This window comes from Neorhizobium sp. CSC1952 (assembly GCF_030378245.1).
In the GTDB taxonomy this organism is placed as follows: domain Bacteria; phylum Pseudomonadota; class Alphaproteobacteria; order Rhizobiales; family Rhizobiaceae; genus Neorhizobium; species Neorhizobium oryzae_A.
On the sequence record NZ_CP128416.1, the window covers coordinates 2208276 to 2232418 of the forward strand.

Below are 24143 nucleotides of genomic sequence, written 5' to 3' on the forward strand. Positions count from 1 at the left end.
ATATCATGCCATGCATATAGACCATCGGGCAGCCGCTTCCTATCGTCGGAGTCCGTCATAATGTCGCGCCAGACCACCTCCCTCTCCGCCATGGAGCAGCTGATCGCGACGCTCGACCTCGAAAAGATCGAGGAAAATCTCTATCGCGGCGTGAGCCCGGACGTAGGCTGGCAACGGGTATTCGGCGGCCAGGTCATCGCCCAGGCGCTGATGGCCGCCCAGCGCACCGTCGATGCCGATCGCTTCGTCCATTCCCTGCATGCCTATTTCATGCGCCCCGGCGATCCTTCCGTGCCGATCCTCTATCAGGTGGAGCGCATCCGCGACGGGTCAAGTTTCACCACGAGGCGGGTCGTGGCGGTGCAGCACGGCAAGGCGATCTTTTCCATGTCCGCCTCCTTCCAGATCGAGGAGGAGGGCTATGAGCACCAGATCGACATGCCGGCCGTCACCCAGCCGGAAGACCTGATGGCCGAGAAGGAATTCAAGGAACTCTTCCTCAAGCATGCGCCGGAACCTGTCCGGCGTTACTGGGCCCGGGAGCGGCCTATCGAGATTCGGCCGACGTCGCTCGCGCACTACCTGACCCGGGACAAGCTCGAACCGCGCCAGGATATCTGGGTGCGCACCGTCGGCGCGGTGCCCGCGGATCGTCATTATCAGGCGGCCGTGCTCGCCTGGCTTTCCGACATGACCCTGCTCGACGCCTCGCTCTATCCGCACGGCACGTCCATCTTCGATCCGGCGCTGCAGGCGGCGAGCCTCGACCATGCCATGTGGTTCCACAGGCCCTTCGCATTCGACGACTGGCTGCTTTATACGCAGGACAGCCCCAGCGCATCCGGTGCGCGCGGCATGACCCGCGGCAGCATTTACAGCCGTTCCGGCACCCTGATTGCCTCGGTGGCGCAGGAAGGACTGATTCGGAAAAAGGCAAATGAATAGTTTTTGTGCATTTTTTTAAATTTGCACAAGGTTTAGTCGCCTTTGCGCCACTCAAATGCCCTTTTCTTGGCATCGCTTTTATAAGTATTTATATTTCAATAACTTATATCCCCGTTCGAATCTGGCACGCCCCTTGAATGTAATCTGCCAGTCGCTGTCATGATCTGTCGGCGATGAGGAGAGTCGGCCTTATGCCGAGGACAACCAAAGGATGGGAAAGCCAGATGAAAATCGTGATGGCCATTATCAAGCCGTTCAAGCTGGATGAGGTGCGCGAAGCCCTCACGGCTGTCGGTATCCAGGGCCTGACCGTCACCGAAGTCAAAGGTTACGGACGCCAGAAGGGACATACCGAAATCTATCGCGGCACTGAATATGCCGTAAGTTTTCTGCCGAAACTGAAGATCGAGATCGCCGTCCCCTCCGACCTCGTCGACAAGGCCGTGGAAGCGATCGCCTCGGCTGCCAAGACCGGCCAGATCGGCGATGGCAAAATTTTCGTCTATTCGATCGAGCAGGCCGTGCGCATCCGTACCGGCGAAACCAACACAGAAGCGCTGTAAAGCACGGGCTGACAGGGGAGTTTTCAAGCTATGCAATTCAACAGGATTTCTACATTCGGCCGGCTGGGGGCTGCCGCCGCGGCTCTTCTCGCGCCGGTCGTCGCCTTCGCGCAGGACGCTGCCGCTCCGGCCGCCGAGGCTGCCGCCGCGGCTCCGGTTCCGGACAAGGGCGACACTGCCTTCATGTTCATCGCCACTCTTCTCGTGCTGTTCATGCTGATGCCGGGCATCGCGCTCTTCTACGGCGGCCTGGTGCGCGCCAAGAACATGCTGTCGGTGCTCATGCAGTGCACCGTCGCCGGGTCGGCCATCATGCTCGCCTGGGTCATCTACGGCTATTCCTTCGCCTTCGGCGGCGGCACGTCGCCGTTCTGGGGCGGCACGGCCAAGCTGTTCCTTTCCGGCGTGACGATGGATTCCACGGCCGCGACCTTCTCCGACGGCGTGGTCATTCCGGAATTCATCTTCGTGATGTTCCAGATGACGTTCGCGGCCCTGACGCCCGCCCTGATCGTTGGCGCCTTCGCGGAGCGCATCAAGTTCTCGGCTTCGATCCTGTTCTGCCTGCTCTGGGTCACCTTCGTCTATTTCCCGATCGCGCACATGGTCTGGGACGCGAACGGCCTGATCTTCGGCTGGGGCGCGCTTGACTTCGCCGGCGGCACGGTCGTCCACATCAATGCCGGTCTCGCCGGTCTGATCGGTGCGATCATGGTCGGCAAGCGTACCGGTTACGGCAAGGACATGATGGCGCCGCACTCCATGACGCTGACGCTCGTCGGTGCGGCCATGCTGTGGGTCGGCTGGTTCGGCTTCAACGCCGGCTCCAATCTCGAGGCTTCCGGCGGCGCAATGCTCGCGACCGTCAACACCTTCGTCGCCACGGCTGCCGCCGTTCTTTCCTGGTGCGTCGTCGAAACCTTCGCCCGGGGCAAGGCTTCCCTGCTCGGTGCCGTTTCCGGCATGATCGCCGGTCTGGTCGCCATCACCCCGGCTGCCGGCATTGCCGGTCCGATGGGCGCGATCGTCATGGGCCTTCTCGTTTCGCCGATTTGCTATTTCTTCATCTCGGTCATCAAGAACAAGTTCGGTTATGACGATACGGCCGACGTGTTCGGCGTTCACGGCGTCGGCGGTTTCTTCGGCGCGCTGGCGACCGGCATCTTCGCCTCGTCTTCGCTGGGCGGCATCGGCTACGCGGAAGGCGTGACGATGGGCGGCCAGTTCATGACGCAGCTCTATGCGGTCATCGTCACCATCGTCTGGTGCGGCATCGGCTCGGTCATCCTCTACAAGATCGTCGATCTGATCGTCGGCCTGCGCGTCACCGTCGAAGCCGAGCGCGAAGGCCTCGACCTCTCGACCCACGGCGAAGCCGCCTATCACTCCTAATCCGGAGTTCGCGGCGGCGGGCGACCGCCGCCGCTTCGAATCCCGTCGCAGCTTGCCTATGGAAGCTGCATTGGCCCGGACCTCGGTCTGGGCTTTTTCATGTTTTTCAGGCCTCCCGCCGCTCATCGTGGTTAAAGGCGCATTAACCACCGCGACGCTATTCTCCGCTGGAATTGCGTGAATTGGCCAGCGGCTTGCCGATTCGCGGGAAGAGTTGCGTTTCAAAAAACAGCGGGCAGGTACGATGGGCAGAAGCAGTTCGGCGGCTATGGCAAACCGGTCCACCCGCTTGGCGCTGACCGCCTTCGTATTGAGGCAGGCGCTGGCGCTTGCCGGCTTCGGCATCGTCTTCGCGCTGGGCCTGGCGGTTGCCGCGCTCGCCACCTGGAATGTCGCCGATCCGAGCTTCTCCTACGCGACGGACAACGCGCCCACCAATATCCTTGGCTTTTCCGGTGCGGTCTTCGCGGACCTGATGATGCAGTTCCTCGGCCTTGCGAGCATCGTGGCGCTGCTGCCGGTGCTAGCCCTTGCGCTGGCGTTGATCTCCGGGCGGAAATACGACCGTATTCCCGCCCGGCTTGCGGCCTGGGGCGGCGGCACGCTGCTTGCGTCCGCGACGCTCGGCTGCTTTCCCGCACCGCTCACCTGGCCGATCCCGAACGGCATCGGCGGCGTGATCGGCGACATGATCCTCAGGTTCCCTGCGCTTTTCGTCGGCGCCTATCCGACCGGCATGGTGGCGATCGTGCTCGGCTGCATCTTCACCGTCCCCTGCGTCTGGCTCATGCTCTTCGCTTCCGGCCTGGTGGGCGAGGCTTTCGAGGAAGAGACGGAGGATGACGATCAGCCGGTCGCCGCGACCAAGGTCCGCTCGAAGCGCGACGAGATCGAAGAAGAAGAAGAGGAGGACGGCTTTGCCGGCTTTCTGGCATTCGGCGCGCTCGCGCATTACTGGTATATCGCCCAGGCCCGGCTGCGCCGGCTCGCCGGCATCAAGCCGCGGGCGCGCATGGGTTTCGATCAGCCCTATGACTTCAACGAGGACGAATTCGGCACGCTGAACGAACCCGTCCGCGCCAAGACGGCTCCGGCTGCTGCCGGCCGCCGCATGGAGCCTTCGCTCGACGGTCCGGTGGAGCGCGTCGCCGGTTCCCGGCGCGTCGTGGCGGTGCCGCCGATCTCCGCCCATGACGACGATGACTATGACGACGATCCGCCGTTCGACATGGACGACATGCCGCCGCGCCCGGCCGGCATTCTCGCCGACGATGACGACGACGCGCCTTTCGTATCTTCCCGTACGCCGCAGCCCGTCGGCGGCCGTGCCCAGCCGCGGGTCGTGCCGGCCGCCGCGCCGCCCAAGCCCAGCGCCCGCGTCGCCCGCGATGCCCAGACCTCGTTCATCTCGCCGGCCGGCTTCCAGCTCCCCTCCGTCCATCTTCTGAACGAGCCGAAGGCCGTCGCCCGCGACGCCTCGCTTTCCGCCGATGCGCTGGAGCAGAATGCCCGCCTGCTGGAAGGCGTTCTGGAAGATTTCGGCGTCAAGGGCGAGATCATCCATGTCCGCCCCGGCCCGGTCGTCACACTTTACGAACTGGAGCCCGCGCCCGGCATCAAGTCCTCGCGCGTCATCGGCCTTGCGGACGATATCGCCCGTTCGATGAGCGCGATCGCCGCCCGCGTCGCCGTCGTCCCCGGCCGCAACGCGATCGGCATCGAGCTGCCGAACCGCATCCGCGAGACCGTTTATCTCAAGGAAATGATCGGCAGCAAGGATTTCGAGGCGAGCAAGGCGAAGCTCGCCATGGCGCTCGGCAAGACGATCGGCGGCGAGCCGGTCGTGGCCGACCTCGCCAAGATGCCGCACCTCCTCGTCGCCGGTACGACGGGTTCCGGCAAGTCGGTCGCCATCAACACGATGATCCTCTCGCTTCTCTACCGCTATACGCCGGAGAAGTGCCGCCTCATCATGATCGATCCGAAGATGCTCGAACTCTCCGTCTATGACGGAATCCCTCACCTTCTGTCGCCGGTCGTCACCGATCCGAAGAAAGCCGTCGTCGCGCTCAAATGGACCGTCCGCGAGATGGAAGAGCGCTATAAGAAGATGTCGAAGATCGGCGTGCGCAATATCGACGGCTTCAATACCCGCGTCGAGCAAGCTCTCGAAAAGGGCGAGGTGCTGACCCGCACCGTCCAGACCGGTTTCGACCGCCAGACGGGCGAGGCGGTCTACGAGACGGAGGAATTCGATCTCGAGCCGATGCCCTATATCGTCGTCATCATCGACGAAATGGCCGACCTGATGATGGTCGCCGGCAAGGATATCGAAGGTGCGGTCCAGCGCCTGGCGCAGATGGCGCGCGCCGCCGGCATCCATGTCATCATGGCGACGCAGCGCCCGTCGGTCGACGTCATCACCGGCACGATCAAGGCGAACTTCCCGACCCGCATCTCCTTCCAGGTCACGTCGAAGATCGACAGCCGCACGATCCTTGGAGAGCAGGGCGCCGAACAGCTACTCGGCATGGGCGACATGCTCTATATGGCAGGCGGCGGCCGCATCCAGCGCGTCCACGGCCCCTTCGTGTCGGATACGGAGGTCGAGGAGATCGTCTCCTACTTGAAAACGCAGGGCGCGCCCCAATATCTCGATGCGATCACGGCCGATGACGACGAGGACGGCGACGGCGGCGGCCCGGCCGGCACCGCGAACCTCTCGGATTCGGACGACCCCTACGACCAGGCGGTGGCGATCGTGCTGCGCGACGGCAAGGCTTCGACGTCCTATGTCCAGCGCCGCCTCGGCATCGGCTACAACCGGGCCGCCTCGCTCATCGAGCGGATGGAGCAGGAAGGGTTGATCGGGCCGGCAAACCATGCCGGCAAGCGCGAGATCCTGGTGCCGACGGAGGGCGACGTCCTCGACCGGTAAGGCTTTCGTGATCGCCATCAAGCCGCCGCCTTTCGCGCCCAGAAGTTCAAGGAAGGAGACCAGAATGAAGAACGAAAAATCCATCCTTTCCGGCACGTTCGGCCGCAGACAGTTTTCGCTGGGGCTTGCGGGATTGGCGGCGGCGGCCTTCGCGCCGGGCATCAGCTTCGCGCAGGGTGCCAGCGGGGCGGCCGCGCAGAAGATCGCTGACCATTTCTCGTCGGTCAAAACCATGATGGGCGAGTTCGTGCAGTTCGGCCCGCGCGGCGAGCAGACCGGCGGCAAGTTCTATATCGAGCGGCCCGGCAAGCTGCGCTTCAACTTCGAGGACCCGTCGCCGATCCGCGTGATCGCCGACGGCAGGAATGTCGTGATCGGCAACCTGAAGCTCAAGACCTGGGATATCTACCCGCTCTCCAAGACGCCGCTGAGCCTGCTGCTTGCCAACCGCATCGATCTCGGCAACCAGATGGTGCGCGACGTCAAGCAGGAATCCGATCTCACCACGATCGTGCTCGGCAACAAGACCGTCTTCGGCGATTCGACCATCACGATGATGTTCGATTCGAAGACCTTCGACCTGCGCCAGTGGACGATCACCGACGCCCAGAACAAGGACACGTCGGTGATGATCTACAATGTCCAGAACGGCGTGAACTTCGACGAGAAGGTCTTCACCATTCCCTATGACGACGTGAGAAAGATGTAATCGCGATCGCTTGCCGAATGGAGAGGCTGCGCGCGGCGCGGCCTTTTTTGCTTCTCAGGGCCGAGGAAATTTCCTAAACCTCCCGGCGACACGTCGGGGTTCGATCAATGACATTTTCCATCGCCACCTGGAACATCAACTCGGTGCGCCTGCGCATGCCGATCGTCGAGCAGTTCCTCGTCCGCCACAAGCCGGACATCCTCTGCCTGCAGGAAATCAAATGCCGGGAGCCGGAGTTTCCGCTCCAGCCGCTGAAGGACCTCGGCTACCAGCACATCATCATCCACGGCCAGAAGGGCTATCACGGCGTCGCCATCGCCTCGAAGATTCCGCTTCTCGAAGACCACCGCCAGAATTACTGCGGCGTCGGGGATGCGCGACATATCTCGGCGATCTTCGAGCGGGGCTCGCGGCGCATCCGGGTCCACAATTTCTATGTGCCGGCCGGCGGCGACGAACCGGACCGGACGATCAATCCGAAATTCGGCCACAAGCTCGATTTCGTCGAGGAGATGAAGGCCCTGCGGGCCGATGCCATGCCCGGGATCTCCTCCATCCTCGTCGGCGACCTCAACATCGCGCCGCTGGAGAACGATGTCTGGTCGCACAAGCAGCTTTTGAAGATCGTCAGTCATACGCCGGTCGAGACCGAAGGCCTGACCGAGGTAATGAACCGGGGCGGCTGGCTCGATCTGATGCGCCATCACACGCCGGAACCGACGAAAATCTATACCTGGTGGAGCTATCGCGCCAAGGACTGGGAGGCGGCCGACAAGGGCCGCCGGCTCGATCACATCTGGTCCTCGCCCGACCTCGGACCGTTCCTGGACCGGATCGAGGTGCTGAAGGAAGCACGCGGCTGGAACCAGCCTTCCGACCACGTGCCGGTAACGGCGGTGTTCAAGTTCTGACGCTGACGGGTTTGTCCATTCAGGTGAGCTGCGAGATCGCGGCCCCCTCATCCGCCCTCCGGGCACCTTCTCCCCGAGAGGAGAAGGGAGTTGCCGCGACGTTGCCGCTCCTCCTCTCCCCTCGGGGAGAGGGTGGCCGAGCGAAGCGGAGGCCGGGTGAGGGGGCTGCCCGGCACAAGGCTCAATACAGTTCTCAAGCGAACCTGTGCCCCATCGCCGCCGCAGCCTTGGCAAGGCCGGTGATGTTGTCGCGGATGCGGTCTTCGATCACCCGGCCGACATCGGGATATTCCTCCAGCAGGCGGTGGAAGAGCGAGCGGCTGATCTTCAGCGCCTCGGCTTCCTCGATCGCCATGGCGGTGAACTTCCGTTCCACCATCGTGATCAGCGCGAGTTCGGAAAGCAGTGTTCCGGGGCCGACGGTCGCTTCCGCTCTCACCTCGCCGTTGCGGCCGGCCACCAGCAGTTCGAAACGGCCCTTCGATACGATGAAGGCCGATTCCGCCGGCGACCGCTCCCGGAACAGCTCCTGGCCCGGAGACACCTGCCGCCGTTCCGCGCCGAAGGCGATCAGGCGCAACTGGTCGCCGTTCATCTCCCGGAAGAGCGGAACCCCTGAAAGCAGCCGGATATCTTCGGTGAGAGACATGGTTCAAATCACGGGACGATCTTGTAGCCACCGTTTTCGGTGACCAGGATTTCCGCGCTGGAAGGATCGCGCTCGATCTTCTGGCGCAGCCGGTAGACGTGGGTTTCCAGCGTGTGGGTGGTGACGCCGGAATTGTAACCCCAGACCTCTTCCAGGAGCACGTCGCGGGTCACGACCTTCTGGCCGGCGCGGTAGAGATAGCGGATGATCGCCGCTTCCTTTTCGGTCAGCCGGATCTTCTTGCCGTCCTCGGTGGTGAGCAGCTTCTGGCTCGGCTTGAAGAGATAGGGGCCGACGGTGAAGGTCGCGTCCTCGCTCTGTTCGTACTGGCGAAGCTGCGCACGGATGCGGGCGAGCAGCACGGCGAAGCGGAAGGGTTTCGTCACGTAGTCGTTGGCGCCGGCTTCCAGCCCGAGAATCGTGTCGGAATCGGTATCATGGCCGGTCAGCATGATGATCGGCGCCTTGAAGCCGTTCTTGCGCAGAAGCTTCACCGCCTCGCGGCCGTCCATGTCCGGCAGGCCGACATCCATGATCAGGAGGTCGATCTGGGTGCTCTTGGCGGTCTGCAGCGCCTTGGCGGCATTCGCCTCCTGGAGGATCGAGAACTCGTCATAGAATGACAACTGTTCCACCAGGGTCTCGCGCAGGTCGTCGTCGTCATCCACCAGAAGTATCGTACGCGCTGCCATGCTTCCTGCCTTTCGTCTCGCCGGTCGTTTCGGAAGCCGAAAATTTCGGCCTTCCAAAGCCTGATCAGGGCCTTCGATCTAAATCCCATCGTGCTATGAATTCAAACGAAATCATATTCAAAGCAAAAACTTGTGAGAAAAATGCAGCGTTTTCGCGATGGCTCGTGTTCCAGGCCGAATGTCGTCACCGTCCGGAGGGCGCCGCGCAACCCTCAGCGCGCGATCGTCTCCTTCGGCGGCATCACCGTGCCGGCCGCGCTCGGACGGTTCGGAACCACGGCCTTCAAGCGGGAAGGGGACGGTGCCACGCCGATCGCGGCAATGCGCCTTCTTCACGGCTTCTTCCGCGGGGAGAGGGTGCGCCTGCCGCCCACGGCCCTGCCGGTCAGGCGCATCGCCAAGGACATGCTGTGGTGCGACCAGCCGGAGCATCCCTCCTACAATCGCCTGGTCAGGGCGCCCTTCCGGCCGAGCCATGAGGACATGCTGCGGGCCGACGGTCTCTACGACATCTGCCTCGTGCTCGACTGGAACATCACCTCGCGGCGGCGGCATCGCGGCTCGGCGATCTTCTTTCATCTCATCAAGCCCGGCTACCAGCCGACCGCCGGCTGCATCGCGGTCAGCCTTCCCGATATGAAGCGGCTTCTGCGCTTCATGCGGAAGGGCACGGTCGTGCGCGTCCTCTGATATCGTGGCGCTGCCGCTGCGGTTGTCGTATTGCCGTAATAACGGAACCCTAAAGTTTAGAACGGCTCGAAACTAGACGCCGTTATTCAACTTTGGAGGCAGTGAGATGACCGAACATCTTTCCCAGAAGATATTCCCGACGACCCAGCTGGAAGATGCGGATGGCGAAGGCCATAATTCCAGCATCAACCCGACGATGGGCGAGATCATCGGCAAGCGCTTCTCGCGCCGCAACTTCCTTCAGGGTTCCCTGGCCGTTTCCGCGATTGCCGCAACCGTCAGCCCCGTGGCTTTGATGACCGCCGAGAAGGCGCGCGCCACCGGCGTGTCGGCTTTCTCCTTCTCCGAAATCGAGGCCGGCGTGGATGCCAACCACCATGTCGCCGAAGGCTATAGCGCGGACGTCCTGCTGCGCTGGGGCGATGCGATCTTCCCGGATTCCCCGGCATTCGACCCCACCAGGCAGACGGCTGCCGCGCAGGCCCGCCAGTTCGGCTACAACAACGATTATGTCGGCTATATCCCGCTGGAAGGTTCGGCCGAACACGGCCTTCTCGTCGTCAACCACGAATATACCAACCCGCACCTGATGTTCCCGGGGCTGGTGACGATCGCCGACGGAAAGATCAAGCAGGGGCCGCTCAGCAAGGAGCAGGTCGATATCGAGATGGCCGCGCATGGCGGCACGATCGTCGAGATCCGCAAGGTGGACGGCAAATGGCGGGTCGTGCCCGAAGGCCGTTATAACCGCCGCATCACCTCGGCCACGGAAATGCAGCTCACCGGGCCCGTCGCCGGCAACGACCGCGTGAAGACCTCCGCCGATCCGACCGGAACCCGCGTCATCGGCACGCTCAACAACTGTGCCGGCGGCGTCACGCCCTGGGGCACCTACATCATGGCCGAGGAGAATTTCCACGGCTACTTCTCCGGCGAGCTGCCGGCCGGCCACAAGGAAGCCGCCAATTACAAGCGCTACGGCGTTCCGGAAGGCGGTTACGAATGGGCGAATTTCTACGACCGCTACGACCTCGCCAAGGAGCCGAACGAGCCGAACCGTTTCGGCTGGATCGTCGAGGTGGACGCCATGGATCCGGCCTCCACGCCGAAGAAGCGGACGGCTCTCGGCCGCACCAAGCATGAAGGCGCGGAATCGATCGTCGCCGAAAACGGCAAGGTCGTCTTCTATCTCGGCGACGACGAGCGTTTCGACTATGTCTACAAATTCGTGACTGACGGCACCTACAATGCCGACGACCGGGCCGCGAACCTGAACCTTCTCGACGCCGGCACGCTCTATGTCGCCAAGTTCGAGGAGGACGGCTCGATGCAGTGGCTGCCGCTGGTTCACGGCCAGGGGCCGCTGACCGCCGAAAACGGCTTTGCGAGCCAGGCCGATGTGCTGATCGAAACCCGCCGCGCCGGAGACCTTCTCGGCGCCACAAAGATGGACCGTCCGGAGGACGTGCAGCCGAACGGCGTCAACGGCAAGGTCTATGTCATGCTCACCAACAACACCCGCCGCAAGGCGGAGCAGGTGGATGCTGCCAATCCGCGCGCCGAAAACGCTTTCGGCCACATCATCGAGATCACCGAGGACGGCGGCGATTTCACCGCCACGTCCGGCAAGTGGGAAGTGCTCCTGAAGTGCGGCGATCCTTCGGTCGCAGCGGTCGGCGCGACCTTCTCCACCGAGACGACGAAGAACGGCTGGTTCGGCATGCCGGACAACTGTGCGGTCGATTCCGCCGGCCGCCTCTGGGTCGCGACCGACGGCAACAACAACAAGGCGACCGGCCGCACCGACGGTCTCTGGGCCGTCGATACGGAAGGGGATGCCCGGGCGACGTCCAAGCTCTTCTTCCGCGTGCCGGTCGGTGCGGAAATGTGCGGCCCGCTCTTCACGCCGGACGACGAGACCGCCTTCGTCGCCGTCCAGCATCCGGGCGACGGCGGCGACGATTGGGAAGGCCACGGCCGCCCGTCCTATTACGAGGACCTCTCGACCCGCTGGCCGGACTTCAAGGACAACATGCCGGTACGCCCGGCGGTGCTCGCCATCACCAAGATCGGCGGCGGCAAGATCGCCGTCTGACGCGCGCTTGCGACGACAACAGGGCCCCGCTGCAATCGGCGGGGCCTTGGACGTCGATAAAGGTGAGAACATCTCTTCCGTCATGCCCGGGCCCGTCCCGCGCATCTGCAAACCATTGATGTTTGTGGATCCTCGGCACAAGGCCGAGGATGGCGCCGGGTAAGACGGGAGGTTTGTCAACGAACTGGGCCCAGCTGTCGGCAGCAGGCTTTCATATGGCCGGGTTCATCCGTTTATTTCCGTCACTCAAGGGAACGCGGGGTGACGAACCGTTCCAGGCGGCCGGAGCCTTCACGGATCCCCTGCCAGTCCGTGGCGTCGAAATCGATCACGGCAAGCCCGGCCGTCGGAAATTTCTCCGCCAGCCGCCGCCGGGTTTCGGCATTTTCCGCATCGGTCAAAAGCAGCGCGAGTTCCTGAAGGCCGGGATTGTGCCCTAGGATCAGGACACTGCGGTAAGTGGGCTCGATCCGGACCAGGATGTCGAGAATTTTCATCGCGGATACTTCGTAGATCCCGGCGTGCTCGCGCAGCTCTACCTGTCCGGGCAGTCTCTCCCGAACCAGCGTCCAGGTCTCCTGCGTCCGCCGTGCGGGGGATATGAGAGCAACGTCGGGAACAAGCCCTTCGCGGGCCATATAGTCGCCGATCAGTGGGGCCGCCTTCTCGCCGCGCGCCGCAAGCGGCCGGTCCTTATCCGCCACGCCTTCGGGCCAGGCGGATTTCGCATGCCGCAGCAGCATCAGCCTGCGGCCGGGATCATGCGATGTCTTTTGCGGTCGCTTGGACATGACAGCCATTATGATGCCAAAGCGGCTGCTTGTCTCCTGTCGCGCCTGCTTGCCGCATCAGACAAAAATGCCGCCCTCGAAGGGCGGCATCGTTCGGTGATCGCGGCAGTTGGATCACTTCCATTCGCGGATGTCGACGAAATGGCCGGCGATCGCGGCTGCGGCGGCCATGGCCGGCGAGACGAGATGGGTGCGGCCCTTGTAGCCCTGGCGGCCCTCGAAATTGCGGTTCGAGGTGGAGGCGCAGCGCTCGCCCGGCTTCAGCCGGTCGTCGTTCATCGCAAGGCACATGGAGCAGCCCGGCTCGCGCCATTCGAAGCCGGCATCCTTGAAGATCCTGTCGAGGCCCTCGGCTTCGGCCTGCTCCTTGACGATGCCCGAGCCCGGGACGATCATGGCGGAAACGGTCGAAGCCACCTTCCTGCCCTCGACGACCTTGGCGGCTGCGCGCAGGTCCTCGATGCGGCCGTTGGTGCAGGAGCCGATGAAGACGCGGTCGACCGCGATATCGGTCATCTTGGTGCCGGGCTTGAGGCCCATATATTCCAGCGCGCGCCACTTGGAAGCGCGCTTCGTCTCGTCCTGGATGTCGTCCGGATTCGGAACGGTGCCCTGAACGGAAACCACATCTTCCGGCGAGGAGCCCCAGGAGACGATCGGCGGCAGGTTGGCGGCGTCGAGCACCACGACCTTGTCGAAATGCGCGCCTTCTTCCGTGTGCAGCGTCTTCCAGTAGTCGAGCGCCATGTCCCAGGCCTTGCCCTTCGGCGCGCGCGGCTTGTCCTTGATATAGGCGAACGTCGTCTCGTCCGGCGCGATCAGGCCGGCGCGGGCGCCGCCTTCGATCGTCATGTTGCAGACGGTCATGCGGCCTTCCATGGAGAGCGAGCGGATCGCTTCGCCGGCGAATTCGATGACATGGCCGGTGCCGCCGGCGGTGCCGATCTCGCCGATGATGGCGAGGATGATGTCCTTGGCGGTGACGCCCGGCGGGAGCTGGCCGTCGACGCGCACCAGCATGTTCTTCGCTTTCTTCTGCACCAGCGTCTGGGTGGCGAGGACGTGCTCCACTTCGGACGTGCCGATGCCGTGCGCCAAGGCGCCGAAAGCGCCGTGGGTGGAGGTGTGGCTGTCGCCGCAGACGATCGTCATGCCGGGCAGCGTGAAACCCTGTTCGGGGCCGACGATATGGACGATGCCCTGGCGAACGTCCTTCTCGGAATAATATTCGACGCCGAAATCCCTGGCGTTCTGGGCGAGCGCCTCGACCTGGATGCGGCTTTCCTCGTTCTTGATGCCTTCGTGGCGGTCGGCGGTCGTGGGTACGTTATGGTCGACGACGGCCAGCGTCTTTTCCGGCGCGCGGACCTTGCGGCCGGCCATGCGCAGGCCTTCGAAAGCCTGCGGCGACGTCACTTCGTGCACGAGGTGACGGTCGATATAGAGGAGACAGGTGCCGTTTTCGTCTTCGGAGACGACGTGGTCGTCCCAAATCTTGTCGTAAAGGGTCCGAGGGGCAATGCGCTGTGCGCTCATGGCTGCTATCCGTAAAGCTGAATGGAACGAGGGATGTCTGTGCGGCAGCTGCCGGCTGCCTGAAGCTGAGAAGATCAGCTAAGTCGGTCGCAAAGCGCCCCGGATACGCGCGCGAAGAAGCGTGCCGGCAGGCGCTTGTGGTCCTGCAGCACGATGAACTGGTTCGCGAGGCATCCGAATTTCGATCCCATGGCCTCGCCATAACAGTTTTCCGCAAAATCGGCAATCGGTTTGCATCGGCGGAGACCTGTCGCATCGCTGTCATAAAGTTTTCGCGGAAACGTGCTTGATCTCGTCTTCAGAACGGAGGGATGCTCAAGATGTCCGAACCCATGGAAGACCAGCTCAGCCGCATCAAGGACGAGATCGCCGACAGCTTCGATGAAGAGCTGGAAATGCAGATGGAGGAGGACCGGCTGGACGAGCTGGTGGCGGAAGGCATGTCGGAGCCCGCCGAACCGACGCTCGACCGCCGGATCTATTTCCGCGAGCTCTTCCGTCTCCAGCACGAGCTCGTCCGCCTGCAGGACTGGGTCCAGTACAAGAAGCTGAAGATGGTCGTGCTCTTCGAGGGCCGCGACTCGGCCGGCAAGGGCGGCGCCATCAAGCGCGTCACCCAGCGCCTCAATCCGCGCGTCTGCCGCGTCGTGGCGCTTCCGGCGCCGACCGAGCGGGAGCGGAACCAGTGGTATTTCCAGCGTTATACGCCGCATCTGCCGACGGCCGGCGAAATGGTGCTGTTCGACCGCTCCTGGTACAACCGCGCCGGCGTCGAGCGCGTCATGGGCTTCTGCACCAAGGACGAGCTCGAAGAATTCTTCCGCTCCGTGCCGGAATTCGAGCGCATGCTGGTGCGCTCCGGCATCATCCTCGTCAAATACTGGTTCTCGATCACCGACGAGGAGCAGGAATTCCGCTTCAAGATGCGCATCCACGATCCGCTGAAGCAGTGGAAGCTGTCGCCCATGGACCTCGAAAGCCGCGTTCACTGGGAGGAATATACCAAGGCCAAGGAAGAGATGCTGGAGCGCACCCATATTCCGGAAGCGCCCTGGTGGGTCGTGCAGGCCGTCGACAAGAAGAAGGCGCGGCTCAACATGATCGCCCACCTTCTTTCGCAGGTGCCGTATGAGACCGTTCCGAAGGAACAGATCGTGCTGCCCGAGCGCGTCCGCCACGACGACTACATACGCCATCCGGTGCGGCCGGACATGTACGTGCCGGACGTCTATTGAACCTGATGGAGACGGCGGCGCTTCCGACGCCGTTCCGGTCATCGCTCGATCCGCCTGCGCATCCGGCGCTCGATGCCGCGCAATGCCAGCGACAGGCCGATCGTCAGCAGCAGGTAGATATAGGTGACGATCGAATAGGTCTCGAAGAAGCGGAAGGAGCCGGCGGCATAGACCTTGGCCATCTGGGTTATGTCGGCGACCCCGAGCACCGAGACGAGCGAACTGTCCTTCACCATCGCGACGAAGTCGTTGGAAAGCGGCGGGAAGATCATCCGCATCGCCTGCGGGAAGACGATCAGCCGGAAGCGCTGGAAGCGCGTGAAGCCGAGCGCTTTGGCCGCCTCGATCTGCCCTTCGTCGACCGACTGGAACCCTGCGCGAAAAATCTCGGCGATGAAGGCGGCGTAACCGATCATCAGCGCGATCACCGCGCGCCAGAGTAGCGAGACATCGCGTACGAGCAGGGCCTCCATCCAGCCGCGCTCGATCAGCGGGCCCAGCGCCCAGTTCCAGAGTGCCACCAAACCCGGCGCGCCGACGAAGGCGATATAGAAAAGCAGGACGAGGATCGGAATGCCGCGGACGAGTTCGACATAGAAGCGGGCAACCTGTCTGAGAACGATGCTGCCCGACAATCCGGCGAGCGCGATCGCAAGGCCCAGCAGCGTCGCCAGCGAAAAGGCTGCGAGCGTCACGCCGATGGTGATGCCGATGCCCTTGGCGACGACGCCGAAGACCTGTGCGTAGAGATCGTTGAACGCGATGACGGCCGCGAGCCCGAGGCAGAGCACACCGAAGGCGGCCAGCCACCAGGGAAAATCTCCCGGCTCTTCGGTTTTCCGGCGCGGAGGCGCCATGCCTTACTGGCCCATCGTGTAATCGAGGAACCACTTCTTGTTCAGCGCATCGAGCGTGCCGTCGGCCTTCAGCGCCGCGATCGCCGCATTGACCGGCTGGACGAGGTCCGACCCCTTCTTGAAGATGAAGCCGAAATCCTCCGCGCCGAGCGGCTCGCCGATGATTTTCAGCGAACCGCCGGAAGCCTTCACATAGCCTTCGCCGGCGGTGCTGTCGGTCAGAACGAGATCGACGTCGCCCGCCTTCAGCGCCTGCACCGTCGCTCCGAAGGTCTCGAAGAGCCTGATGCGCGGGTTCTGCTCGTTGCCGTCGAGGACCCCGTAGACCGCCGTGTAGAACGGGCTCGTTCCGGGCTGCGCGCCGATCAGGCCGTTTTTCAGGGCGGCAAAGCTTTCGGCATCGGTGAAACGCGTCTCGTCGCCGCGCACCAGCATGAGCTGCTGCGAGCGCATGTAAGGGTCGGAGAAGTCCACCTTTTCCTTGCGGTCGTCCTTGATGGTGATGCCGGTCATGCCGATGTCGTACTGGCCGTCGGAGACCGCCTGGATCATCGCGTCCCAGCTCGTGTTCCGGTACTCGGCCTTGAAGTTCAGCCGCCTGGCGATCTCGTTCATCGCGTCATATTCCCAGCCGATCGCGCTGCCGGATTTCGGATCGACGAATTGCAGCGGCGGATAGGCGTTTTCCGTCACCACCACGACGGCACGTCCCTTGAGGTCCGGCAGCCCGTCGGCGGCGCCGACCGCCGGGGCAAGAACGAGCGCGGCAAGGCAGGCGAGAAAGGCGCGGCGGGCAAGCATCGGAAACTCCCTCAAGGATCGATCGGCCCGAAAATCTCACATTTCAAAAGCGGATGGCAAGGAGCGTCATTCTGCAACGGTTCCGTGAAAACAAAAAAGGCGACCCGAGAGCCGCCTTCTTTCGAAAAAGATCGTCCGAGGCTTATTCGGCAGATGCTTCCGCAGCCTTGGCTGCCTCGGCAGCTTCCGCCGCGGCCTTTGCTTCTGCGGCTTCCGCTGCTGCCTTTTCGGCGGCGAGAGCCTGAGCGGCTGCGACCTTCTCGGCTTCGATGCGTGCCTTCTCGTCGGCAACGGCCTGGCGCTCGGCTTCGTTCAGCTTGCGGGCGCGGGTGCCGGTGTTCTCGACGATACGGGCCGACTTGCCGCGGCGATCGCGCAGGTAGTAGAGCTTGGCGCGGCGGACCTTACCGCGGCGGACGACGTCGACGCTCTCGACGAGCGGAGAATAGACCGGGAATACGCGCTCGACGCCTTCGCCGTAGGAGATCTTGCGAACGGTGAAGTTCTCGTTGAGGCCGCCGCCGGAACGGGCGATGCAGACGCCTTCATAGGCCTGCACGCGGGTACGGCTGCCTTCCGTCACGCGGACGTTGACGCGGACGGTGTCGCCCGGGGAGAATTCGGGAAGCGTGCGCTTGGCTTCGATCTTGGCGACCTGTTCGGCCTCAAGCTGCTGAATGATGTTCATCTCTCAAACCTTCGGTTCTTCTGAAACAGCCAGAGCGCTCGATATACCTTTGGTCAAAGCCTCGGGATTTGCCTTGGCGGCAGAGCGGATTCGCCATTCTTTGTTGCTGGTCGACGGGAGGGTTTCCCATTTCCGCGTGCGCCAATACACGAAACAAACCCGCTTGTCATCCCGTCGATTGCGATTTTGTGACGAAACGCCGCCTGTTGCCGCCCCATCCCGAAGCAGATATGTCACGCACGAGGGATGAGGAAACACGATGACAATCACGATGATGGCGCTGCTCGCCGCCGCGGGCTTTCTGTCGGGCGCGGTGAACGCGATCGCCGGCGGCGGCACGTTCCTGACATTCGGAGCCATGACGCTTGCCGGCATTCCGCCGATCTCCGCCAACGCGACCTCATCGATCGTGCAGTTCCCGGGCTATGTCACGTCGACCATTGCCTATTGGGACGAGATTTCCCACCGCTGGCGAAGCGCCCTCCTGCTGGCGGTCGTTTCGGTCGCCGGCGCTTTCGGCGGCGCGTTCCTGCTGCTCTCGCTCGACAATCCGTCCTTCCGCCAGATCGTGCCCTGGCTGCTTGCGGCGGCGACGGCGGTCTTCGCCGCCGGCCCCTGGCTGAGGCCGAAAGCATCGGCCGAGCGTTCCGCCAATTCGCCCGCCTGCGTCATCGGCCAATTCCTGACCTCGATCTATGGCGGCTTCTTCGGTGCCGGCATGGGGATCATGATGCTCGCCGTCCTCGGGGTCACCACCGGCGGCAGCTATCACCATCTCAATGCGCTGAAGAACCTGCTGGCGGTGCTGATCGCCGCGGTCGCGATCATCGTCTTCGTCGGCGGCGGGGTGATCGCCTGGCCTGAGGCGCTCGTCATGATCCCGGCCGGCGCGCTCGGCGGCTATGCGGGCGTCTGGATGGCCAGGCGCGTGCCGCAGGCGGTGCTGCGCTGGTGCGTCGTCGCCGTCGGGGTGGGGCTGACGATCTACTATTTCGTGACGGGGTGATTCAGTAGGGCATGCTCTGCGGCCCCCTTACCCAGCCTTTGCTACGCTCGGCCACCAACCTGGGACGGGTCGATGGCCCGTCGCGGCATATCCCCTTCTCCCCAGCGGGGAGAAGGTGCAGGCAGGCGGATGAGGGGGCTGCCCGGCACGCAGATAGTAGATAAGGGTATTATTATTTCGCCCCACCCGGAAACAAATCCGGCCGCCGCTCCGCCGTCAGCTTCTTCGCTTCTTCGAGCCGCCATTTCTCGATCGCGGCATGATTTCCGGAGGTCAGTATCGCCGGGATTTCGTGCCCCTCGAACACCTGCGGCCGGGTGTATTGCGGATGTTCCAGCAGTCCGTTCTCGAAGCTTTCGTGCGTGCCCGAGAGCGCATTGCCCATGACGCCCGGCAGGATGCGGACGACGGCGTCGAGCAGCGTCAGCGCCGCCGGCTCGCCGCCGGAAAGGATGTAGTCGCCGATCGAGACCTCTTCGAGGCGGCGCGCGTCGATCACCCGCTGGTCGACGCCCTCGAACCGCCCGCAGACGATCACCACGCCCTCGCCGGCGGCAAGCTCACGCACCCTTTCCTGCGTCAGCGGTTTGCCCCGCGGGCTCATCAGCAGGCGCGGGCGATTGTCCTCCCGGGAGACATGGTCGATCGCCTTTGCGAGAATATCCGGCTTCAGCACCATGCCGGCGCCGCCGCCGGCCGGCGTGTCGTCCACCGTGCGGTGCCTGTCTTCGGCGAAATCGCGGATCTGCACCGTATCGAGCGACCACTGGCCGCGTTCGAGTGCCTTGCCGGCCAGCGAGAAGGCCAGATGCCCCGGAAACATTTCCGGGTAGAGCGTCAGGATCGTCGCGCGAAAGGTCATTATTTGCCCTTGCGTGGAAAGCCCGTTCCAGGTCCGTCTTCGTCCGGGGTTTCGGTCAGCCCCGCCGCCTGCGGGTCGATGAGGATCCTGCCGCCTTCGAGGTCGATTTCAAGAACCGCCGCTTCCGAAAAGGGGATGAGCGCCGGACGGCGGCCGGGGCCTTTGAGCTCCAGCAGGTCGCCGGCGCCGAAATCGTAGACGGCGCTCACGGTGCCATAGCTCTTGCCGTCCCGGTCGACCGCTTCCAGGCCTTCGAGATCGGCGTAGTAGAACTCGTCGTCCTCCAGTTCCTCGTCCGGCAGGTTGTCCCGTTCGATGAAAAGTTCGAGGCCGTTCAGAGCTTCGGCGGCGTTGCGGTCGTTGATGCCGCGGAAACGGACGATCGCGACATTCTTCGCCTCGCGGATTTCGAGGATTTCGAAAGTCCGGCCGTCCTCGCTGTGCAGATTGCCGTAATCGCCGAGAGCGGTCGGATCGGCCGTATAGGATCGCACGCGCACCTCGCCCCTCAGGCCTTGAGCGGCGCCGATAGTCGCCATCAGAATGGGGTTTTCCAGTTTGGACATGCGGTCGTGATCTCGGTTACGTCGGGCTCCATTTAAGCGCAACGTCAAGAAATGCAAACAGCAAAACGGGCAGCGCGTCGCCGCGCTGCCCGTCGCCATGAAGAATGGTCGCGAAAGCTTACGCTTCGGCTGCTGCTGCTTCCGTGTCGGCAGCCTTCTGGGCGCGCTCTGCGGCGCGTTCCTGGGCCTTCTTGCCCGGCTTTGCCTTTTCCGGGTTGTTGCGGGCGTCGCGCTTGGCGATGCCGGCTTCGGCGAGGAAGCGCAGAACGCGGTCGGTCGGCTGGGCGCCCTGGGCAAGCCAGTGCTGGATGCGGTCGGCGGTCAGTTCGACGCGCTTGGCATCGTCCTTGGCGAGCATCGGGTTCCAGGAGCCGAGCTTTTCGAGGAAGCGGCCGTCACGCGGCGAACGGGCGTCGGCGACGACGATATGGTAATACGGACGCTTCTTGGAGCCGCCGCGGGCGAGACGAATTTTCAGGGACATTGCGTTTACTCCTTAGGTTTTCTCCGGGCCGCCGTCCGGCGGGCCGGGACTTTTCTTGAGGCCGCCGTCTGGCGGGCCGGTTTATGCGGTTTCTTTCGTGCCGCCGTGTTCGGCGGCAATGGCTTCATGATGCCGGATGACTTCCTTGATGACGAAGTTCAGGAACTTCTCGGCGAAATCCGGGTCCAGATGCGCTTCCTTAGCCAGGCGGCGAAGACGCTCGATCTGGTATTCCTCGCGCGCCGGGTCGGCCGGCGGCAATTCGTACTGGGCTTTCAGGACGCCCACTTCCTTGGTGCAGCGGAAACGTTCCGCCAGCATGTGCACGAGCGCCGCGTCGATGTTGTCGATCGACTGGCGATAGCTCGCGAGCCTGGCCTTTACTTCGGGATCAACCACGAACTTCCTCCCTCACTTCTTCTTCGGCAGGCCGGGAAGGCCCGGAAAACCGCCACCCAGACCCGGCAAGCCGCCGGGCAGCTTGGCGCCGCCGCCGAGACCCGGCATACCACCCGGAAGGCCGCTGCCCGGCATGCCCGGCATCGAGCCGGGCTTCAGGCCCGCGGCCTCGGCCTGCTTCTGCAGCGCCTCGAGCTGTTTCGGATCGAGCTTGGAAAGGTCGGGCATGCCGCCCATTCCGCCGAGCCCCATCTTGTTGGCCAGGCCGCCCATCATCTGCTTCATCATGCCGCCCTTGCCCTTGCCGCCCATCATTTTCATCATGTCGGCCATCTGGCGGTGCATTTTCAGAAGCTTGTTGATGTCGGAGGCGTCGGTGCCGGAACCGGCGGCGATGCGCTTCTTGCGGCTGTGCTTCAGGATATCCGGGTTGGCGCGCTCGGCTTTGGTCATCGACTGGATGATGGCGATCTGGCGGTCGAACACCTTGTCGTTCATGCCGGCCGCGGCAAGCTTGTCCTTCATGCCGGCCATGCCCGGCATCAGGCCCATGATGCCGCCCATGCCGCCGAGCGACTTCATCTGGCGGAGCTGATCGGCGAGGTCGTTCAGGTCGAACTTGCCCTTGGCCATCTTCTCGGCCATGGCGCGCGCCTTTTCGGCGTCGATATTTTCCGCAGCCTTCTCGACGAGAGAGACGATGTCGCCCATGCCGAGGATGCGGTCGGCGATGCGGCGGGGATGGAATTCCTCCATCTCCGTCATCTTCTCGCCGGTACCGATCAGCTTGATCGGCTTGCCGGTGACGGCGCGCATCGAAAGCGCCGCGCCGCCGCGGCCGTCGCCGTCCATGCGGGTCAGCACGAGGCCGGTGATGCCCACGCGCTCGTCGAAATTGCGGGCGAGGTTGACGGCGTCCTGACCGGTGAGGCTGTCGGCGACGAGCAGGATTTCATGCGGATTGGACTTCCGCTTGATCTCGGCCATCTCCTGCATCAGCGGCTCGTCGATATGGGTGCGGCCGGCGGTGTCGAGGATGACGACGTCATGGCCGCCGAGCTTTGCCGCCTGCACGGCGCGCGCGGCGATATCGGTCGGCGACTGGCCGGCGATGATCGGCAGCGTATCGACGCCGGTCTGGACGCCCAGCTGGCGGAGCTGTTCCTGGGCTGCCGGGCGGCGCGTGTCGAGCGACGCCATCAGCACCTTCTTCTTCTCGCGGTCGGTCAGCCGCTTGGCGATCTTGCCGGTGGTCGTGGTCTTACCCGAGCCCTGCAGGCCGACCATCATGATGACGACCGGGGCGACCGCATGCAGATCGATGCCGACGCCTTCGGAGCCCAGCATCTCGACCAGTTCGTCATGGACGATCTTGACGACCATCTGGCCGGGCTTGATCGACTTCAGGACTTCCGCGCCGACGGCCTTTTCGCGCACCCGGTCGGTGAAGGAGCGGACGACTTCCAGCGCCACGTCCGCTTCCAGAAGCGCACGGCGAACCTCGCGCAGAGCAGCGGAAACATCCGCTTCGCTCAATGCGCCACGGCCGGTCAGTCCACTCAAGATGGAGCCAAGACGGTCCTGGAGGCTTTCGAACATCGTTTCTTCCTTCTCGCGTTTCCGGGGATTTCCAGAAACGTCGGGTCTTTCCACGACAAAAACAAGGCCAAAGCCAAAAAGCACCCGAGGGCGCAACGCGCTGTCGGATGTTGACCTCCGGGCTCGGTTAAGTCGGCCCCGGTCGGCGGCTCCAAGCTTGAAACTTGTCAGCAGATCGGCGGGCTTAAACAGGAAAAGAGGCGGGGAGTCAAGGTGCGGGGCGGTTTTGGACGATAGGCAGCGGTTTCAAATGAAGTTATCTTACCGATATGAATCGTCGCAAATTTCTCAAATGGTCGGGTGTTGCAGCGATCGCCGCGCTGTTCGGTGGCGTCGCCGCGCGAGGAGCCATGGCTGCCAACAAGTATTATTCCGGTCCCGTCTCCGATCATTTCGACGGAGCAGCGTTCTTCAATCCGGGTGGGGTGGAGCCGCGTGGCGGTTTCGATCTCCTGCGCTGGAAGTTCGGCGGCGGCAATATCGCCTGGCCGGAGAGTTTTCCGAGCCCCTTTCCCCAGGCGGTGCCGGAAACCCGCATTTCGGGCGGCCGGCTTGTCGTCACCATGGTCGGACATGCCTCGATGCTGATCCAGGTCGCCGGTCTCAATATTCTGACGGACCCGGTCTGGAGCGAGCGGACCAGCCCGTTTTCCTTCATCGGTCCGAAACGGGTGAATCCGCTAGGCATCCGAATGGGAGACCTGCCGCCGGTCGATCTCGTCATCGTCACCCATAACCACTACGACCATCTGGATTTCGAAACGCTCCGGGCGCTGCAGAGCCGCGACAGGCCGCATTTCGTCACGCCGCTCGGCAACGACACGATCATCCGGACGCGGGTGCCGGACGCGCGGATCACCGTCATGGACTGGGGTGGGCGCGAGGAAGCCGCGCCCGGCATCGCGCTTCATTGCGAACCCTGCCATCACTGGTCGGCGCGCGGCATGGGCGACCGGCGGATGGCGCTCTGGGCTGCCTTCGTTGTGGAGACGCCGGCCGGCAAGATCTACCATGTCGGCGATACCGGCTTTCACGACGGCATCAACTACCGGGCGGCGAGAGAGAAGCATGGAGGCTTCCGGCTCGCCAACCTGCCGTTCGGCGCCTATGAGCCGCGCTGGTTCATGAAGGCGCAGCACCAGAACCCGGAAGAGGCGGTGGAAGGCATGCTGCTCTCCAACGCCGCCTTTGTCGCCGGCCATCACTGGGGCACGTTCAAGCTGACGGACGAGGGCATCGAACAGCCGCTCGAGGCGCTGCATGCCGCGCTCGACAAACGCGGCATCGCTCGCGAACGTTTCCGGCCGATGCGGCCCGGCGAAGCCTTCGAGGTGCCTCCCGTCTCCGCTTGAGCAGCAAAGCGGTTGCGCAAATGCGACAGCCCGCCCTCCCTTCTCCCCAGCGGGGAGAAGGTGCCCGGCAGGGCGGATGAGGGGGGCGAAGCCAAACTCCGGCGATGCGTTTGCCGCGTGTACACCCCCTCATCGCCTCGCTTTGCTCGGCACTTCTCCCCGCTGGGGAGAAGAGGGCGCAAGCCGATCCCGCTCCGTTCCCCCATATGCGTATGCGGTATGCCGAATAGCGGCGTTTGTCGTTTGGGGAAACCGGCGCACCCATCCGATCTCCCCCCTTGTGGGGGAGATGCCCGGCAGGGCAGAGGGGGGTGCACTGAGGCAAATCAAAGCCTTGGGAAAAATCGACAGGAAAAACCGCCTCCGATTTTCCCCGCCCTCCC

The 24143-nt window shown here is 63.6% G+C and carries 23 protein-coding genes; 11 read left to right on the plus strand and 12 right to left on the minus strand.

Annotated elements, in window-relative coordinates:
• The first annotated feature begins 60 nt into the window (after window positions 1-60).
• The 6 genes from tesB (at window position 61) to QTA58_RS10875 (ending at window position 7458) form a co-directional block, all read left to right on the plus strand.
• Window positions 61-945: an acyl-CoA thioesterase II gene (tesB, locus tag QTA58_RS10850; RefSeq protein WP_289672767.1), complete on the plus strand. Its 885-nt coding sequence runs from the start codon at window positions 61-63 to the stop codon at window positions 943-945.
• A 224-nt stretch (window positions 946-1169) separates the two neighbouring features.
• Entirely contained in the window at window positions 1170-1508 is a 339-nt protein-coding gene (locus tag QTA58_RS10855; RefSeq protein WP_143531451.1) for a P-II family nitrogen regulator, read from the plus strand.
• Window positions 1509-1538: 30 nt separating this feature from the next.
• Window positions 1539-2900: an ammonium transporter gene (locus QTA58_RS10860; RefSeq protein WP_085419737.1), complete on the plus strand. Its 1362-nt coding sequence runs from the start codon at window positions 1539-1541 to the stop codon at window positions 2898-2900.
• 244 nt (window positions 2901-3144) lie between these two features.
• On the plus strand, window positions 3145-5838 hold the full coding sequence (locus QTA58_RS10865) for a DNA translocase FtsK (RefSeq protein WP_289672768.1): 2694 nt from the start codon (window positions 3145-3147) through the stop codon (window positions 5836-5838).
• Between the two features lie 64 nt (window positions 5839-5902).
• Window positions 5903-6547 (plus strand): outer membrane lipoprotein carrier protein LolA, encoded by a 645-nt coding sequence (locus tag QTA58_RS10870; protein ID WP_085419735.1) that lies wholly within the window; start codon window positions 5903-5905, stop codon window positions 6545-6547.
• Between the two features lie 107 nt (window positions 6548-6654).
• Window positions 6655-7458 carry an exodeoxyribonuclease III gene (locus QTA58_RS10875; protein WP_289672769.1) on the plus strand — a complete coding sequence of 268 codons (804 nt, stop codon included), beginning with the start codon at window positions 6655-6657 and terminating at the stop codon, window positions 7456-7458.
• Window positions 7459-7651: 193 nt separating this feature from the next.
• On the opposite strand, the gene QTA58_RS10880 is transcribed toward QTA58_RS10875, so the two are convergent.
• The gene (locus tag QTA58_RS10880) at window positions 7652-8107 is read right to left on the minus strand and encodes a cyclic nucleotide-binding domain-containing protein (RefSeq protein ID WP_289672770.1); all 456 of its coding nucleotides are present in this window, start codon (window positions 8105-8107) and stop codon (window positions 7652-7654) included.
• Between the two features lie 8 nt (window positions 8108-8115).
• Window positions 8116-8799, minus strand: a complete 684-nt coding sequence (locus QTA58_RS10885; RefSeq protein ID WP_085419732.1) for a response regulator transcription factor — start codon at window positions 8797-8799, stop codon at window positions 8116-8118.
• 141 nt (window positions 8800-8940) lie between these two features.
• Here QTA58_RS10885 and QTA58_RS10890 point away from each other — a divergent pair, with 141 nt between their 5' ends.
• On the plus strand, window positions 8941-9489 hold the full coding sequence (locus QTA58_RS10890; protein WP_289672771.1) for a L,D-transpeptidase: 549 nt from the start codon (window positions 8941-8943) through the stop codon (window positions 9487-9489).
• 106 nt (window positions 9490-9595) lie between these two features.
• The gene (locus QTA58_RS10895; RefSeq protein WP_289672772.1) at window positions 9596-11584 is read left to right on the plus strand and encodes a PhoX family phosphatase; all 1989 of its coding nucleotides are present in this window, start codon (window positions 9596-9598) and stop codon (window positions 11582-11584) included.
• Between the two features lie 242 nt (window positions 11585-11826).
• On the opposite strand, the gene QTA58_RS10900 is transcribed toward QTA58_RS10895, so the two are convergent.
• Both QTA58_RS10900 and leuC read right to left on the minus strand, forming a co-directional pair.
• Entirely contained in the window at window positions 11827-12375 is a 549-nt protein-coding gene (locus QTA58_RS10900; protein WP_289672773.1) for a histidine phosphatase family protein, read from the minus strand.
• Window positions 12376-12489: 114 nt separating this feature from the next.
• The gene (gene leuC / locus QTA58_RS10905) at window positions 12490-13911 is read right to left on the minus strand and encodes a 3-isopropylmalate dehydratase large subunit (RefSeq protein ID WP_289672774.1); all 1422 of its coding nucleotides are present in this window, start codon (window positions 13909-13911) and stop codon (window positions 12490-12492) included.
• 320 nt (window positions 13912-14231) lie between these two features.
• Here leuC and ppk2 point away from each other — a divergent pair, with 320 nt between their 5' ends.
• A complete protein-coding gene (ppk2, locus tag QTA58_RS10910; protein ID WP_085419937.1) occupies window positions 14232-15146 on the plus strand; it encodes a polyphosphate kinase 2 in 915 nt (304 codons plus the stop codon).
• A 38-nt stretch (window positions 15147-15184) separates the two neighbouring features.
• Here ppk2 and QTA58_RS10915 read toward each other — a convergent pair whose 3' ends face one another.
• From QTA58_RS10915 to rplS, 3 genes are all read right to left on the minus strand, one after another.
• Window positions 15185-16003 carry an amino acid ABC transporter permease gene (locus tag QTA58_RS10915; RefSeq protein ID WP_289672775.1) on the minus strand — a complete coding sequence of 273 codons (819 nt, stop codon included), beginning with the start codon at window positions 16001-16003 and terminating at the stop codon, window positions 15185-15187.
• A gap of 3 nt (window positions 16004-16006) precedes the next feature.
• A complete protein-coding gene (locus tag QTA58_RS10920; protein ID WP_289672776.1) occupies window positions 16007-16804 on the minus strand; it encodes a basic amino acid ABC transporter substrate-binding protein in 798 nt (265 codons plus the stop codon).
• A 142-nt stretch (window positions 16805-16946) separates the two neighbouring features.
• On the minus strand, window positions 16947-17492 hold the full coding sequence (rplS, locus tag QTA58_RS10925; protein WP_289672777.1) for a 50S ribosomal protein L19: 546 nt from the start codon (window positions 17490-17492) through the stop codon (window positions 16947-16949).
• Window positions 17493-17751: 259 nt separating this feature from the next.
• On the opposite strand from rplS, the gene QTA58_RS10930 reads away from it, so the two are divergent.
• Window positions 17752-18498, plus strand: coding sequence for a sulfite exporter TauE/SafE family protein (locus QTA58_RS10930; protein WP_289672778.1), 747 nt, complete (start codon window positions 17752-17754; stop codon window positions 18496-18498).
• Between the two features lie 172 nt (window positions 18499-18670).
• Here the strand turns inward: QTA58_RS10930 and trmD are convergent, their stop codons facing one another.
• The 5 genes from trmD to ffh all read right to left on the minus strand — a co-directional run bounded on the left by trmD (window position 18671) and on the right by ffh (window position 22408).
• Window positions 18671-19360 carry a tRNA (guanosine(37)-N1)-methyltransferase TrmD gene (gene trmD / locus QTA58_RS10935; RefSeq protein WP_289672779.1) on the minus strand — a complete coding sequence of 230 codons (690 nt, stop codon included), beginning with the start codon at window positions 19358-19360 and terminating at the stop codon, window positions 18671-18673.
• Window positions 19360-19926: a ribosome maturation factor RimM gene (gene rimM / locus QTA58_RS10940; protein WP_085419722.1), complete on the minus strand. Its 567-nt coding sequence runs from the start codon at window positions 19924-19926 to the stop codon at window positions 19360-19362. Before rimM ends, trmD begins: the two co-directional genes overlap by 1 nt.
• Window positions 19927-20044: 118 nt before the next feature.
• Window positions 20045-20410: a 30S ribosomal protein S16 gene (gene rpsP / locus QTA58_RS10945; RefSeq protein WP_289672780.1), complete on the minus strand. Its 366-nt coding sequence runs from the start codon at window positions 20408-20410 to the stop codon at window positions 20045-20047.
• 81 nt (window positions 20411-20491) lie between these two features.
• Window positions 20492-20809: a chorismate mutase gene (locus QTA58_RS10950; protein WP_085419720.1), complete on the minus strand. Its 318-nt coding sequence runs from the start codon at window positions 20807-20809 to the stop codon at window positions 20492-20494.
• A 12-nt stretch (window positions 20810-20821) separates the two neighbouring features.
• A complete protein-coding gene (gene ffh / locus QTA58_RS10955) occupies window positions 20822-22408 on the minus strand; it encodes a signal recognition particle protein (RefSeq protein ID WP_289672781.1) in 1587 nt (528 codons plus the stop codon).
• A 269-nt stretch (window positions 22409-22677) separates the two neighbouring features.
• On the opposite strand from ffh, the gene QTA58_RS10960 reads away from it, so the two are divergent.
• Window positions 22678-23760 (plus strand): MBL fold metallo-hydrolase, encoded by a 1083-nt coding sequence (locus tag QTA58_RS10960; protein WP_289672782.1) that lies wholly within the window; start codon window positions 22678-22680, stop codon window positions 23758-23760.
• The last annotated feature ends 383 nt before the right edge of the window (window positions 23761-24143 follow it).

What these genes read in the sequence shown, in the direction of transcription:
- tesB (WP_289672767.1), top strand. Translation starts at nt 61, where the DNA reads ATGTCGCGCCAGACCACCTCCCTCTCCGCCATGGAGCAGCTGATCGCG.
- QTA58_RS10855 (WP_143531451.1), top strand. Translation starts at nt 1,170, where the DNA reads ATGAAAATCGTGATGGCCATTATCAAGCCGTTCAAGCTGGATGAGGTG.
- QTA58_RS10860 (WP_085419737.1), top strand. Translation starts at nt 1,539, where the DNA reads ATGCAATTCAACAGGATTTCTACATTCGGCCGGCTGGGGGCTGCCGCC.
- QTA58_RS10865 (WP_289672768.1), top strand. Translation starts at nt 3,145, where the DNA reads ATGGGCAGAAGCAGTTCGGCGGCTATGGCAAACCGGTCCACCCGCTTG.
- QTA58_RS10870 (WP_085419735.1), top strand. Translation starts at nt 5,903, where the DNA reads ATGAAGAACGAAAAATCCATCCTTTCCGGCACGTTCGGCCGCAGACAG.
- QTA58_RS10875 (WP_289672769.1), top strand. Translation starts at nt 6,655, where the DNA reads ATGACATTTTCCATCGCCACCTGGAACATCAACTCGGTGCGCCTGCGC.
- QTA58_RS10880 (WP_289672770.1), bottom strand. Translation starts at nt 8,107, where the DNA reads ATGTCTCTCACCGAAGATATCCGGCTGCTTTCAGGGGTTCCGCTCTTC.
- QTA58_RS10885 (WP_085419732.1), bottom strand. Translation starts at nt 8,799, where the DNA reads ATGGCAGCGCGTACGATACTTCTGGTGGATGACGACGACGACCTGCGC.
- QTA58_RS10890 (WP_289672771.1), top strand. Translation starts at nt 8,941, where the DNA reads ATGCAGCGTTTTCGCGATGGCTCGTGTTCCAGGCCGAATGTCGTCACC.
- QTA58_RS10895 (WP_289672772.1), top strand. Translation starts at nt 9,596, where the DNA reads ATGACCGAACATCTTTCCCAGAAGATATTCCCGACGACCCAGCTGGAA.
- QTA58_RS10900 (WP_289672773.1), bottom strand. Translation starts at nt 12,375, where the DNA reads ATGTCCAAGCGACCGCAAAAGACATCGCATGATCCCGGCCGCAGGCTG.
- leuC (WP_289672774.1), bottom strand. Translation starts at nt 13,911, where the DNA reads ATGAGCGCACAGCGCATTGCCCCTCGGACCCTTTACGACAAGATTTGG.
- ppk2 (WP_085419937.1), top strand. Translation starts at nt 14,232, where the DNA reads ATGTCCGAACCCATGGAAGACCAGCTCAGCCGCATCAAGGACGAGATC.
- QTA58_RS10915 (WP_289672775.1), bottom strand. Translation starts at nt 16,003, where the DNA reads ATGGCGCCTCCGCGCCGGAAAACCGAAGAGCCGGGAGATTTTCCCTGG.
- QTA58_RS10920 (WP_289672776.1), bottom strand. Translation starts at nt 16,804, where the DNA reads ATGCTTGCCCGCCGCGCCTTTCTCGCCTGCCTTGCCGCGCTCGTTCTT.
- rplS (WP_289672777.1), bottom strand. Translation starts at nt 17,492, where the DNA reads ATGAACATCATTCAGCAGCTTGAGGCCGAACAGGTCGCCAAGATCGAA.
- QTA58_RS10930 (WP_289672778.1), top strand. Translation starts at nt 17,752, where the DNA reads ATGACAATCACGATGATGGCGCTGCTCGCCGCCGCGGGCTTTCTGTCG.
- trmD (WP_289672779.1), bottom strand. Translation starts at nt 19,360, where the DNA reads ATGACCTTTCGCGCGACGATCCTGACGCTCTACCCGGAAATGTTTCCG.
- rimM (WP_085419722.1), bottom strand. Translation starts at nt 19,926, where the DNA reads ATGTCCAAACTGGAAAACCCCATTCTGATGGCGACTATCGGCGCCGCT.
- rpsP (WP_289672780.1), bottom strand. Translation starts at nt 20,410, where the DNA reads ATGTCCCTGAAAATTCGTCTCGCCCGCGGCGGCTCCAAGAAGCGTCCG.
- ffh (WP_289672781.1), bottom strand. Translation starts at nt 22,408, where the DNA reads ATGTTCGAAAGCCTCCAGGACCGTCTTGGCTCCATCTTGAGTGGACTG.
- QTA58_RS10960 (WP_289672782.1), top strand. Translation starts at nt 22,678, where the DNA reads ATGAATCGTCGCAAATTTCTCAAATGGTCGGGTGTTGCAGCGATCGCC.